At 45.0% G+C, this 13961-nt stretch carries 9 protein-coding genes; 7 read left to right on the top strand and 2 right to left on the bottom strand.

Annotation, left to right across the window (positions count from 1 at the left end; all coding sequences use genetic code 11):
* Positions 1-8: 8 nt before the first annotated feature.
* Together C1S73_RS14025 and erpA are read right to left on the bottom strand one after the other, a co-directional pair.
* Positions 9-1124 carry an efflux RND transporter periplasmic adaptor subunit gene (locus C1S73_RS14025; RefSeq protein WP_038865850.1) on the bottom strand — a complete coding sequence of 372 codons (1116 nt, stop codon included), beginning with the start codon at positions 1122-1124 and terminating at the stop codon, positions 9-11.
* Between the two features lie 114 nt (positions 1125-1238).
* Positions 1239-1580 (bottom strand): iron-sulfur cluster insertion protein ErpA, encoded by a 342-nt coding sequence (gene erpA / locus C1S73_RS14020; protein ID WP_005439421.1) that lies wholly within the window; start codon positions 1578-1580, stop codon positions 1239-1241.
* Between the two features lie 246 nt (positions 1581-1826).
* Between erpA and hemL the strand changes: the two genes are divergently transcribed.
* From hemL to C1S73_RS13975, 7 genes are all read left to right on the top strand, one after another.
* Positions 1827-3122 (top strand): glutamate-1-semialdehyde 2,1-aminomutase, encoded by a 1296-nt coding sequence (gene hemL / locus C1S73_RS14015; RefSeq protein ID WP_038865849.1) that lies wholly within the window; start codon positions 1827-1829, stop codon positions 3120-3122.
* Positions 3123-3481: 359 nt separating this feature from the next.
* On the top strand, positions 3482-4567 hold the full coding sequence (locus C1S73_RS14005) for an AI-2E family transporter (RefSeq protein ID WP_038865847.1): 1086 nt from the start codon (positions 3482-3484) through the stop codon (positions 4565-4567).
* 76 nt (positions 4568-4643) lie between these two features.
* Positions 4644-5669: a 16S rRNA (guanine(1207)-N(2))-methyltransferase RsmC gene (rsmC, locus tag C1S73_RS14000; protein WP_038865846.1), complete on the top strand. Its 1026-nt coding sequence runs from the start codon at positions 4644-4646 to the stop codon at positions 5667-5669.
* Positions 5670-5898: 229 nt separating this feature from the next.
* Complete coding sequence (locus C1S73_RS13990; RefSeq protein WP_038865845.1) at positions 5899-9285, top strand: response regulator; 3387 nt, start codon at positions 5899-5901, stop codon at positions 9283-9285.
* An 807-nt stretch (positions 9286-10092) separates the two neighbouring features.
* Positions 10093-11775 carry an ABC transporter substrate-binding protein gene (locus C1S73_RS13985; RefSeq protein ID WP_038865843.1) on the top strand — a complete coding sequence of 561 codons (1683 nt, stop codon included), beginning with the start codon at positions 10093-10095 and terminating at the stop codon, positions 11773-11775.
* A 170-nt stretch (positions 11776-11945) separates the two neighbouring features.
* Positions 11946-12932, top strand: coding sequence for an ABC transporter permease (locus tag C1S73_RS13980; RefSeq protein ID WP_038865841.1), 987 nt, complete (start codon positions 11946-11948; stop codon positions 12930-12932).
* Positions 12933-12934: 2 nt separating this feature from the next.
* A complete protein-coding gene (locus C1S73_RS13975) occupies positions 12935-13960 on the top strand; it encodes an ABC transporter permease (RefSeq protein ID WP_038865839.1) in 1026 nt (341 codons plus the stop codon).
* Position 13961: the final 1 nt, after the last annotated feature.

Genomic DNA, 13961 nt, shown 5'->3' with positions numbered 1-13961 from the left:
TTGCCTCCTTACTGCTGATTCGCGGCTTCGATGGCGTCATCCACCTTGGTCGCCATCACTAAATCACCATCACGCGCAAAACCTTGTCCGAGCACAATGATATCAACTTGGTCGCCCAATCCAGACAGCCAAACGCCATCTTTTTCGGCTTTCACAAGTTGAATAGGAACAAAGTGGACATGCTGATCACTCAGTGTCTTGATGCCAAGGTTGCCTTCTTCATCGAGCGCGAGCATCGCTGCGGTCACTTTTACGGCCAACACTTCACTCAAAGACAACACGACTTCGGCACTGATCCCCGCCGGCATTACACTCTCACGGTTATCAATTTCGATCTCAATTGGGAACGTATTGGTTGAAGTCGAAGACACACGTCCGATATAACGAATCGTGCCTTGATGGTGAACGTTATTGATCGTGCGAACGTCAGCGACTTGGCCTTCTTTTAAATACTGAATGTGACGCTCGCTCACATCCGCCTCGATGACTAACTTTTCAAGGTCAATAACGGTGGCGATCGGATCGCCAACACCAACAAAATCACCAACTTCAACGAATCTATGGTCAAGAATGCCATCGAAAGGCGCTCTTACTTTGGTGTTTTTGAGTGCAGTTTCAACGTTACTTAGGCTTGCTCGAGCATCAACCAAGGCAGCTTGTGCTGTGGCAAACGCAACTTCACCCTGTAAGCCTCGATTTTTCAGAGACTCTGCGGCTTTAAACTCTTTTTCTTTAACACGCAGCATCGCTTTAGCGCGTTTGAGCTGAATATCGAGGTCACGTTCATCAATATTGGCAATCACCTGCTCTTGTTTCACGCTTTGCCCTTTTTGCACATTCAAACTGATGATCTTACCTGCGACTTCAGCCCCTAGGCGAGCTTGTCGATTTGGTGCAGTGCGACCGTACAGTTCAATGGTTTTGCTGGTTGGTTGGGCGGTAAAAGAGTTGAACATCACCTTAGCAACAGGTGTGTCTTCAGATTGAGAGTTTGAAAGAGAAGCCGTTTCGTCTTGTGCTTTAAGTTGACCCATTGCGAGCCAAGCAGCTAAAGCGATCACAAGCGTTAGAGAGACTAGCCATGGACGCTCTACAATACGACGTCCAAAAGAAGATCCAGACATACAAAGTCCTTTTTATTTTTAGCTCGCAGCTCTCTTTGGAACTGGGAGTGCGTTTACGTGACTTCCTGCTACGTAAAACTCAGGCAGCCAATTGGCTGCCTGTTGTCGTGTTAATTAAACACTGAATGATGCACCACAACCACAAGTTGTCGTCGCATTTGGGTTATTGACGAAGAAGCGAGCTCCTTCTAAACCTTCTGTGTAATCAACCACGCCACCGATTAGGTATTGCAGGCTCATTGGGTCTACAACCAGTGTTACACCGCTGTTTACGATTGTTGTGTCGCCTTCATTTACGTTCTCATCAAATGTGAAACCGTATTGGAAACCACTACAGCCGCCACCAGTAATGTATACGCGTAATTTCAGCGCTGGGTTTTCTTCTTCCGCAATCAACGTTTGAACGCGAGATGCCGCGGCATCAGAAAAAGACAATGGTACGTTTACTTCGCTCACGAAGACCTCTCTCACTCGTGTAATGCGTCAAGCCTGAAGCAAGACGTCAAATTTGTGCTAATTAGAGCGATTATCCAATACCTGACCAACTCGTTCAAGTATTCACCGTCGATTCTTTATATCCGATGCTGATATGTAAGATTACAACGCCAGACTACACATAAATTACCCAAAACGTTTCTAACTTGAAATTAGCTAGGTACAATGCGCTCCACTTGGTCCGAGCAATCAAAAGAGGATAACCCCATGACCAAATCATCAGAGCTATATCAAAAGGCTCAGCAAACCATTCCTGGCGGTGTGAACTCACCAGTTCGTGCATTCAACGGCGTTGGCGGTTCTCCGCTATTTATCGAACGAGCAGACGGTGCCCTGATTTTTGATGCCGATGGTAAAGCGTACATTGATTACGTTGGCTCTTGGGGTCCTATGATTCTAGGTCATAACCACGCAGTTATCCGTCAAGCAGTTATCGATGCAGCACAACGCGGTCTAAGTTTTGGTGCGCCAACTGAGATGGAAATCGCGATGGCTGAGCTTGTATCTGAGCTCGTGCCATCAATGGAACAAATCCGCATGGTGAGCTCTGGCACAGAAGCAACCATGAGTGCTATCCGTCTTGCTCGTGGCTTCACTGGCCGTGACAAGATCATGAAATTTGAAGGTTGTTACCACGGCCACGCTGACAGCTTGCTAGTAAAAGCGGGCTCTGGCGCACTAACTCTAGGCCAACCAAGCTCTCCTGGCGTTCCTGCAGATTTTGCTAAGCATACGTTAACGGCAACATTCAACGATCTAGATTCAGTACGTGAACTATTCGCTGCAAACAAAGGCGAAATCGCTTGTATCATCGTTGAGCCAGTTGCGGGCAACATGAACTGTATTCCACCAGTAGAAGGCTTCCATGAAGGTCTACGCGAAATCTGTGACCAAGAAGGTGCACTACTGATATTTGATGAAGTAATGACAGGTTTCCGTGTTGCTCTTGGTGGCGCGCAAGCACACTACAACATCAAACCAGACCTAACGACACTAGGTAAGGTTATCGGTGGTGGTATGCCAGTGGGCGCTTTTGGTGGTCGTAAAGAAGTCATGCAATACGTAGCGCCAACAGGCCCTGTTTACCAAGCGGGCACGCTTTCTGGTAACCCAGTTGCAATGGCAGCAGGCTTTGCATGTTTGAACCTTCTAAAAGAAGAAGGGAACGAAAAGCGCCTAGCAGCAAAAACTAAGCAACTTGCACAAGGCTTCAAAGAACTTGCCGACAAACACGGCGTGCCATTGGTAGTAAACCAAGTGGGCGGTATGTTTGGCTTCTTCTTCACTGACCAAGAAACCGTAACGTGCTACGAAGACGTGACTAAGTGCGATGTTGAGCGCTTCAAACGTTTCTTCCACCTAATGCTAAAACACGGCGTATACCTAGCGCCATCGGCATTCGAAGCAAGCTTCACTTCTCTTGCACACGGCTCAAAAGAGATCGATGCAACATTAGAAGCGGCAGATCGCTGTTTTGCAATTCTGGCAGAAGAAGCGAAGTAAGCTTTTCTCCCCAGAACATCAATACTAAAAAGGACCTTCACGGTCCTTTTTTATTGCCTGCATTACGCTTGCCAGTTAAAAATCACTAAGATAGCTAACACGCCAAGAACGATACCAAACCACGGAATACGCTTAGTTTTCTTTTCACTCTGACACTTCTTGTCACCGTTACAACAACCCATTTTTCTATCTCTTGATTGATAACTGCCTGATTTGTGGTCATTATAACAAGGTCCGTTGCACCTTCCCAATTCGGCTATGTCATAAGCTTGAAAGAATCGTCGGTGCAAAGTAATAAAGGTTTGACGCTGTGGTATAAAGCGCTAGCCGTAACATCATCCGTAAGTTGGATTAATCCCATGCCGAACAATGTAAAAATCACGTCGAGTCACCGAGTGTTAGTTGTTGCACTACTCGCCGCTGCTTTTGCCTGCTATTTATTGGTTGAGCCCTATGTAAACTCAATCGTAATGGCCTTTATCATCTCGCTACTTATGTTCCCAATACATGAGTGGTTTGAGAGCAAAATGCCTAACCATAAAAACTTGGTCTCGCTACTCTCTTGCGTGGTTCTAACCTTTATTATTGTGATTCCATTGTTGTTTGTCTTTGCTGCTATCGTTCAGCAAGGTTCCGTCTTTTCTCAAAACACCTATAAGTGGGTGACCAATGGTGGAATCCAAGATATCTTCCAACACCCTTGGGTAGTCAAAGGTTTAGCACTGGTTAATGAGTACTTACCTTTCGATAAAATAGAGCCTCAAGCTATCGCAGAGAAGATTGGTCAATTCGCCACATCATTTGGTTCAAACCTTGTAGCTATTAGCGCAAAAATCCTCGGTGATGCAACGAACTTCCTAATGGATTTCTTCCTAATGTTGTTCGTTTTGTTCTTCCTACTGCGTGACCACGACAAGATCATCTCGGCGATGCGCCATATTCTGCCGCTCTCTCGTAGCCAAGAAGACAAAATACTGACCGAAATTGAGCAAGTATCAAAATCTGCAGTTATGGGCTCGTTCTTAACTGCAATAGCGCAAGGTTTCGCTGGCGGTATCGGTATGTGGCTTGCTGGTTTTCCGGGCTTATTCTGGGGCACCATGATGGGCTTCGCCTCTTTCATTCCAGTGGTCGGTACCGCACTGATCTGGATTCCAGCAGCAGCCTACTTGTTCCTGACTGGTGACACCACTTGGGCAATCTTCTTGACGGTGTGGAGTATCGTTGTCGTTGGTTCGATCGATAACCTATTACGTCCATTGCTAATGCAAGGCAGCGCAGGCATGAACACGCTAATGATCTTCTTCTCGCTGCTGGGTGGTCTGCATCTATTTGGTTTAATTGGCCTTATTTACGGTCCACTGATCTTTGCCGTGACCATGGTTCTATTCAATATCTACGAAGAAGAGTTTAAAGACTTCCTCAACCAACAAGACAATAGCTAACAACCGCTTATTCACTTCAAGCTTGGGCCAGATTATGCGAAAATCTGGCCCTAATTATTTCTGATGAACCAAATTTATGTCTGCTTATATCGCTCCAAGCCAAATAGCTCAGCGTCAACTCGAGTATTTTAACGGAAAACACGTTTTAGTTGCTGGTGAAGTAGAAGACTTATTTCCACTGGAACTGGTGGATCACTGTGAGTCTGTTGAAGTATTCACTTCAAACTACAGCTATTACCGTCAAATCAGTACTTCTGAAAAAATCAAAAGCCATTTTGGTTCAGAGTTTGATGCCGATACGCAGGCAGACATGGTGTTACTGTACTGGCCAAAGGCAAAGCCAGAGGCGGAGTACCTACTCGCTATGTTAATGGCGAAGCTAGGCATCAACACTGAGATCGTAGTCGTCGGCGAAAATCGCTCCGGCGTGAAAAGCATTGAGAAAATGTTTAAAGGCTATGGTCCTGTGAAGAAGTACGACACGGCTCGTCGTTGTTCATTTTACTGGGGAACATGCTTGAGCGAGCCAAAGCCGTTTGATCAAGCAGAATGGTTTAAATCTTATACCATTACTCTTGGAGAACAATCCGTTGAAGTAAAAAGCCTTCCAGGTGTATTCAGCCATGGTGAATTTGACTTGGGTAGCCAATTACTTTTAGAAACGTTGCCAAACCTGTCAGGTAAAGTGCTCGACTTCGGTTGTGGTGCAGGTGTTTTAGGCGCATTTATGGCGAAAGCCAATCCAGAAATTGCGATTGAAATGTGTGACATCAACGCGTATGCCATCACTTCAAGCCAAGCAACACTCGAAGCGAACGGGTTATCAGGTCGTGTTTTTGCCTCAGATATCTACTCAGACACGGCTAAAGACTACCGTTTTATCATTAGTAACCCACCATTCCATAGTGGTTTAGACACCAACTATAACGCTGCCGAAACCTTACTTGGACAAGCACCACGCTACATGACACGAGATGGTGAAATGATCATCGTTGCAAACAGCTTCTTGAAATACCCTCCAATTATTGAGCAAACATTCAATAATTGCGAGACGCTAAATAAGACTAATAAGTTCTCGATTTACTACGCGAAAAAACCTTAGCCTCTCTATTGCGCAGGTGAAATCCTGCGCACTTCTTACTTAAATTTCATTCAACTCTTCGAAAAACTGCGTCACTCCCCACGCTTTGCAATCAACTTTCTTGTCAAAGAAAAAAAACTCGTTAATTTTGTTAATTCTATCGAATCTAACTTCTTATCCGTTTTTAACGAGAACCTTGGCAAGCCCTAGTAATTTGGTCGCTGCCCTTTTATGAGTTGTAATCTTATTCATGTTTAAATTCTACAAAAAGCAGAAATTTAAGCGCCTGCAAAGCACGCTAATGACCGCGTTTTTGGTTCTTAGTATCACGCCTTTAACGATCACTGCGATTTTCTTCCTGCAGTCACACAGTAAAGATCTTCAAGAACAAAGTACCTCACACCTACTTTCTGTGCGTGACACGAAGCAACAACAGATCATCGACTACTTTGCGGCTCAAGAAACTGAGGTCATGGGCTTTGTTCGCTCAGAATTGGCGTATGCCAGTGGTGGTCGATTCTATGGTTTAGTCAATGCATTCAGTCGCCTAGGGCATGATATTGACGAAGCGAGAGAGAACGCACAGCAACGTTATATCCAAGGCAGTGGCGACCAGATAAAAACTTCAATTTTGCCAGAGTCCTCTAACTATGTTGGTAGTGAGCGTTATCGCCTATTACATAAACGCTACCACTGGGCGTATCTAGAACTGTTAAAGCGCTCTGACTTCAACGACATCTTGTTGGTCGATATTGACGGCAACGTGACTTATTCAATCAATAAAGATGACAATTACGGCACAAACTTACTGACTGGCAGCTATAAAGACAGCGCCTTGGGCCGAACATTCAAACGTCTGTCGGAGGACGTTAATGCGCGTCGTAAAGTCAATGAAGATTATACACCTGTTGTGTTTTCTGACTTTGAGATCGAAAACGGTAAGCAAGTCGCCTGGCTAGGTGCGCCGATTGTTCAGCAAGGTTACCTGCACAGCTATGCCATGTTCCGACTACCAAACAATGGCATTACAAAGCTAATTGCAGAAATTAACCGTGATTCTTCTATTGAGACTTTGTTGGTTGGCAGTGATCACAAACCTCGTACAATTAACACCAAGCAAGACAACATCCAAAACAGCCTAGAAATTATCGACAAAGCACTCGCGGGCGAAACCGAAGTAGGCACTTACAGCAACCGCTTAGGTGAAGAGATGATCGCGGCGTTTGCACCCATTGAAACTCGTGGTTTAACTTGGGCGCTAGTCGTACAGCTTCCTGAAAAAGAAGCGTTTGCCCGTGTCCATCAGCTTGAGAAACTGTTTGTGATTGCGATGTTGATTGCAATTGTATTAGTCGTTATCGCTTCACATTACTTATCTAATTTCATCACTTCGCCGCTACTCAAGCTTACTTGGGCAGCAGAGAAAGTGTCTGCTGGTGACTTAGATGAGACAACCTTTAATACTCAGCGAAAAGATGAGATCGGGCGTCTTGCGATCAGCTTTGAACGTATGCAGCGCTCAATTCGAGAAAAGATTCAAACGATTAAACAACAAAACGAAGAGCTTGAGAGCAACATTAAGTTGATTCAAAAGCAAAACGAGGAGTTGCAATTAGCAGACAAACTCAAAGATGAATTCCTAGCAACTACGTCTCACGAATTGCGGACACCGCTACACGGCATGGTGGGGATTGCAGAGACATTGGTATCTGGCGCAAACGGTGCGATTCCTTCGAGCCAAAAATACCAGCTAGACATCATTATTAAGAGTGGTCAGCGCTTGGCAAATCTCGTTGATGATTTATTGGATTATCATAAGATGCGCTATGGCAGCATGGATATCCAAAAATCAGCGGTAAGCTTAGCAAGTGCAACACGTTTGGTACTGGAACTCTCTGGCCACCTGTTAGGTAACAAAACAATCCGCATCATTAACCAAGTCCCTGCGGATTTAAAAGCGGTCTCTGCCGATCCACAACGTATAGAGCAAGTGCTTTACAATTTGATTGGTAACGCAATTAAGTACACCTCAGAAGGTAAAATTGTCATCTCCGCAAATGTGGTGGACGATCAGGTGCGCGTCCAAGTCGTTGATACTGGCCAAGGTATCCCAGCGGAACATTTGGAGCACATCTTTGAACCGCTCATTCAGGCGGGCCAAGATGCAAGTCGTTACCGTCAGGGTGCAGGACTCGGCCTATCCATTAGCCGTCAGCTTATCGAGTTGATGGGCGGCTCACTGTATGTCAGCAGTCAACCAATGGTAGGAACAACCTTTAGCTTCACTTTACCTCTTGCAACAGAAGAGGAAATAAAAGCAACACAAACTCTGGCGGCTCGTGGTCACTTCCAAATCCCTGAAGCAAATTTGGAAAACACCGACGACTTATCTCTGCCAGAAAACCCGGATGGTCCACTACTCTACGTCGCAGATGATGAACCAGTAAACTTACGCGTTTTAGAGAGCTTCTTACGATTGGAAGGCTATCGAGTGCGTACGATTTCAGATGGCCCTGATACGCTAGCGTTAATTGAACAAGAGAAACCAGAGCTGTTGCTATTGGATATCATGATGCCAGGCATGAGTGGCTACCAGGTATGTAGCGAGTTACGTAACACTTACGACCACGCAGAACTGCCGATCATCATGTTAACGGCATTAAGCCAGACAGAAGATCGTGTAAGAGGCTTCGAGGCTGGTGCAAATGATTACTTGTCCAAACCATTTAATAAACAAGAACTAGCCGCTCGAATCCAAGCGCATTTGACAGCAAGCAAAGCCGAAATGCGTCACATGGAAAACAAGTTGCTTGAATCTGAGCTGCGTCAACGCGCAGAAGTCGAAGCCAGTTTACTTGAAACACAAGGACGTTTGTTAGAGCAACTTGAATCTGCTCCAGAGGCCATCATCTGTTTGCGAGAAGACCAACGAATTCGCTTTGCCAACGAGGCGGCTTGTAAACTCTTCAAACGCAGCCTAGAACAGTTAAAACGCTCATCAGCTGATGAACTCATTGCGCCAAAATTCTTAACCGTCAAGCAACCACACTACTGTGGCAAGATTGATATCTACATCGAAGATATTCGTCAAAACATTGAAGCAGACATTCTCAAACTGCCAGAAGGCTCTGGTTTAGACGTTATGTACATCTTTAACGTTGGTGGTGGAGCAAACGCAGCACGTATTCATAATCTGGAAACGGCAGTAGAAGTTCTTTCATGCTATGCGTTCGATGGAGACAAAGATCAACTACAAAAACTGAAAGAGCTGGGCGGAGAGTTTACTCGTCTTGCCGACAAAGCATTAGGCAATAAGAAAGATAAACAAGAGTTGATGCGTGAAGTGCTGGTTGATGCGATGACACATGCTTTAGAATACTGGGAGTCCGTTACAGGAGAAACCAAGTTTGCTTTCGCTGAGCAAAGCGGCTTTTGGCGTGTTTACCTAGACCGCAGTACATTACAGACTCGAACACTTGATAAATACATGCGCATCGAAACTTTGCCAAAAACACCTCGCTGGAGAACCGTTTTAAACTCGATAGAGTTTATTCTTGAGCACTGTAAAGAACAAAGCCCAGAACGTGCTTACATCGAAGCACAGCGGGACAAACTGCAAAGGCTCCTCACGAGCTAAGCATGCCTATTTTAATTCAAGCCCTGCCTCGCGCAGGGCTTTTTTTGATAGTAAAAGCAGCCATCCTAGCTTCCACAGCAATGCTCAAATGTATTCACCTCATTCACCACTCAATAATGAACCACTTTCCCACCTCAGTCCTTCCTATAAGACTTGGAAGCAACATATCAGAATCATTTTTAAACCAAGTTTTTTTCTGGGCTGAGCGACGGCAAATAGCATCGTGTCATTTCGAACAAATACGCAGAAAAAACACTTCCTTTCCCCTATAAAAAAAGCATAATCAGCCGCCAAATTTCATCGCCGAAATGGGCTGTTTTTTACTTTTAAAGGGAAAATTGACCAACAATTAACGGAGATTGCGAAGTCAATCACAACAGAACGGCAGATTAAATTTCACCTAGTTAATTAACAAAATTTTCGTGTGTGAGCCAGATCGCCAAAGCAAAGAGAACACAAAATAAGCATATAATAAAAGACCCATGACGTAAGCAACCACTAACACGTAGTATTTGCGAGGATATAAACTGCGACACATATCAACGTTTATTTTTTAGCCTACAGAGACTTAAAAACGAACAAAATGACGTTTGTAACGTAGTTGGCTTAGTTTTTAACGTTTTTAACGGGAATCGAGTTTGATTATTTTGTGGATAAGGTGTTTTCTTAGTCCTGCCTAAGGCCTACAGGCCACTCTTAGAGCGACACAATTTGAAGTGTAGTGAAGAGGTGGGCCTTGGAGAGTGTTTATCAATTGATGACATTCAATTCCATTAGTGAAATGAAAGCAAATAGTAAGGAACAGCTATGCTTGCCAATATTAAAAAAACAGCACTAGCAACAGCAATTATTGCAACGGCTACTACAGGTTTCGCATCAGTAGCTACAGCCGCTGAGCGCAGTGAACTGACTATCCACCCTAAAGAGTTTACAACTTTTGTTCGTAACTTTAACCCTTTCTTGGGTGCAACTAACCTGCACACAACTACTGACTTTATTTACGAGCCTCTAGTTGTTTTCAACGAAATGCACGGTAACACACCGGTATTCCGTCTAGCAGAAAACTTCCAAATGTCTGACGACCTAATGAGCGTAACTTTCGATATCCGTAAAGGCGTAAAATGGTCTGACGGCGAAGCGTTTACCGCTGATGACGTTGTTTACTCTTTCAACCTAGTTAAAGAGAAGCCAGAGCTAGACCAATCTGGTATCAACTCTTGGGTAACTGGCGTAGAAAAAGTTAACGATTACAAAGTTAAGTTCCGTCTAAGCGAAGCAAACTCAAACGTTCCTTACGAAATTGCTAAAGTACCAGTTGTACCTAAGCACGTATGGAGCAAAGTGAAAGATCCATCAACATTCACTAACGAAAATCCAGTAGGTTCTGGCCCATTCACAGTGATCGACACTTTCACTCCTCAACTGTACATCCAGTGTGAAAACCCGAACTACTGGGATGCAGCGAACCTAGACGTTGACTGTCTACGTGTTCCACAAATCGCAAACAACGACCAATTCCTAGGTAAAGTTGTAAACGGTGAGATGGACTGGACTTCTTCATTCGTTCCAGATATCGACCGTACTTACGCAGCAGCGAGCCCTAAACACCACTACTGGTACCCGCCAGCAGGTACACAGGCATTCGTTGTAAACTTCAAGAACCCAGATGCAGCGAAAAACGAAGCACTAACTAACGTTGACTTCCGTCGTGCATTCTCTATGGCTCTTGACCGTCAAACTATCATTGATATCGCTTTCTACGGCGGCGGTACTGTGAACGACTTCGCATCTGGCCTTGGCTACGCATTCGAAGCTTGGTCTGACGAAAAGACTCATGACAAGTTCAAAGCTTACAACTCATACAACGCTGAAGGCGCTAAGAAGCTTCTAGCTAAAGCTGGCTTCAAAGACGTAAACAAAGATGGTTTTGTTGACACTCCATCAGGTAAGTCTTTCGAGCTTCTAATCCAATCTCCAAACGGTTGGACTGACTTCAACAACACTGTACAGCTTGCTGTTGAGCAACTTGCAGAAGTCGGTATCAAAGCACGTGCTCGTACACCAGATTTCTCTGTGTACAACCAAGCTATGCTTGAAGGTACTTACGATGTTGCGTACACCAACTACTTCCACGGTGCAGACCCATACACTTACTGGAACAGTGCTTACAACTCAGCACTTCAGTCTGGCGACGGTATGCCTCGTTTCGCGATGCACTTCTACAAGAACGATAAGCTAGATGGCCTACTTAACAGCTTCTACAAAACAGCTGATAAGCAAGAACAGCTAGAAATCGCTCACGGTATCCAGCAAATCATCGCTCAAGACCAAGTGACTATTCCTGTATTGTCTGGTGCTTACATGTACCAATACAACACAACTCGCTTCACAGGTTGGTGGAACGAAGAAAATCCTAAGGGCCGTCCAAACATTTGGGCTGGTATCCCAGAGCGTCTACTTCACGTATTGGATCTAAAACCAGTTAAATAAGTAGAAGTTCATTTCTAGCGGCACACATCCCGTGTGCCGCCTATAAAAATCCCCTTGTGACCAAACCAACATATGGCGCTCGTCGTCAGGGGATTTTTCGCTCTAAATTTCGCTAGGAGCGACCTGAAACCAGAAACAGGGAAAAAATCTGGGTGAGTAAGGTGTGAGTTATGGGTTATTTTTTAAGACGTTTGTCGTTCTATCTTGTCGCGCTCTTGGTTGCAGCGACGTTAAACTTCATTATTCCGCGAGCAATGCCTGGTGACCCAGTTACCATGATGTTTGCTAACGCATCAGTACAGGTAACACCAGAGCGAATCGCAGCAATGAAAGAGCTGTTAGGTTTCGTAGATGGTCCAATTTATGTTCAATACCTGTCGTACATTAAAAACATTCTAAGCTGGGAGCTAGGTACTTCTATCCAGTTCTACCCGCTTTCAGTTAACTCTCTACTAGGCAGTGCATTTGGTTGGTCACTATTCCTAGCTGGTACGGCAGTTGTGCTTTCATTCTCTATTGCATCTGTACTGGGTATCTTTGCAGCATGGAAACGTGGTAGCAAATACGATGCATTTGTAACGCCTGGAACGCTGATTATCCAAGCAATCCCGCAAATGGTTATCGCGATGCTAGCGCTGTTTATTTTTGCAATCGGTCTTAAATGGTTCCCATCTGGTTACGCTTACACACCGGGTACCATTCCTGACTGGACAAGTTGGGAATTCATAAAGGACGTTGGTTATCACGCGGTTCTTCCATTGTTCTGTGCAACGATTGTTCAGATTGGTGGCTTCCTAGTAAATATGCGTAACAACATGATCAACCTTCTTGCTGAAGACTACATCACGATGGCAAAAGGTAAGGGTCTAAGCCAAAACCGTGTTGTATTTAACTATGCTGCACGTAACGCGCTACTACCAAGTGTTACTGCACTTTCAATGTCTCTAGGTATGGCAATCGGTGGTCAGCTTATCATCGAGATGATCTTCAACTACCCAGGCCTAGGCACGGTGCTTCTAAACGCAATTCACGCACGTGACTACCAAGTACTTCAAGGTCAGCTAATTATCATGACAATGTTCATGCTGTGCTTCAACTTAATGGCTGACATGCTGTACATGATTCTAGACCCTCGCCTACGTAAGGGAGGCAAATAATCATGAAAGAACTATTTAAACTGATTTTAGGTAACGCGTTCGCACGTGTTGGTTTAGCCATTATCGCTTTGTTTATCTTTGTTGCAGTGGCTGCTCCTTTAATTACTCAACACGCACCAGACAAACGCACGGGTAACCCACATGAATACCCTGGCTTTATTGTAAAACAAGCGCAAAACAACCCTGATGGCTGGGTGGCTAAAAATCTAGCCGACGACCGTCGTACGCTTATCATGTCGAAAAAAGCGGACCACGTTCTAGGTACGTCTCGCATGGGTCGTGACATTTGGTCTCAAGTGGCATACGGCGCGCGAGTATCTCTAGGTGTTGGTTTCGGTGCGGGTATTATCGTTTGTTTCCTAGCAACAGTTATCGGTATCTCAGCAGGTTACTTTGGTGGCCGTGTTGATGACGTATTAAGTGCTGCCATGAACATCATGCTAGTTATCCCACAACTGCCATTACTGTTCGTACTTGCCGCCTTTATCGGGGAGGCAGGGCCACTCACCATTGCATTAATCATTGCCGGTACCTCCTGGGCTTGGGGTGCACGTGTGGTTCGAGCTCAAACCATGGCCTTGCGTGAAAAAGAATTTGTTAAAGCGGCTGAGGTTCTTGGTGAGTCATCTCTTCGTATCATCTTCGTTGAGATTCTACCAAACCTTATCCCAATCGTAGGTGCAAGCTTCATCGGTTCAGTAATGCTAGCAATCAACACAGAAGCCGTAATCTCGTTCCTAGGTCTGGGCGATGCGAACACCATCAGTTGGGGCATCATGCTGTACAACGTACAAACCTCATCGGCGATGCTAATCGGCGCATGGTGGGAAGTTCTAGCACCTTGTATTGCACTAACGTTACTGGTTACAGGTCTTGCTCTACTTAACTTCGCCGTTGATGAAATTGCGAACCCGCAGCTTCGCTCTCACAAAGGCATGAAGCGCTGGAAGAAACTAGCAGCAAAAGACAAGAAAGAGCGTGAGCCTGAACTGGCACCACAAAATGCACTATGGAGCGGAGATAAATAAT

The organism is Vibrio jasicida 090810c (assembly GCF_002887615.1).
Taxonomy (GTDB): Bacteria; Pseudomonadota; Gammaproteobacteria; order Enterobacterales; family Vibrionaceae; genus Vibrio; species Vibrio jasicida.
This window is presented reverse-complemented; position numbering and strand designations above follow the sequence as displayed.

Bases quoted from the DNA above. Each gene is read 5' to 3' on its own strand.
- C1S73_RS14025 (WP_038865850.1), bottom strand. From the start codon at position 1,124: ATGTCTGGATCTTCTTTTGGACGTCGTATTGTAGAGCGTCCATGGCTA.
- hemL (WP_038865849.1), top strand. From the start codon at position 1,827: ATGACCAAATCATCAGAGCTATATCAAAAGGCTCAGCAAACCATTCCT.
- C1S73_RS14005 (WP_038865847.1), top strand. From the start codon at position 3,482: ATGCCGAACAATGTAAAAATCACGTCGAGTCACCGAGTGTTAGTTGTT.
- rsmC (WP_038865846.1), top strand. From the start codon at position 4,644: ATGTCTGCTTATATCGCTCCAAGCCAAATAGCTCAGCGTCAACTCGAG.
- C1S73_RS13990 (WP_038865845.1), top strand. From the start codon at position 5,899: ATGTTTAAATTCTACAAAAAGCAGAAATTTAAGCGCCTGCAAAGCACG.
- C1S73_RS13985 (WP_038865843.1), top strand. From the start codon at position 10,093: ATGCTTGCCAATATTAAAAAAACAGCACTAGCAACAGCAATTATTGCA.
- C1S73_RS13980 (WP_038865841.1), top strand. From the start codon at position 11,946: ATGGGTTATTTTTTAAGACGTTTGTCGTTCTATCTTGTCGCGCTCTTG.
- C1S73_RS13975 (WP_038865839.1), top strand. From the start codon at position 12,935: ATGAAAGAACTATTTAAACTGATTTTAGGTAACGCGTTCGCACGTGTT.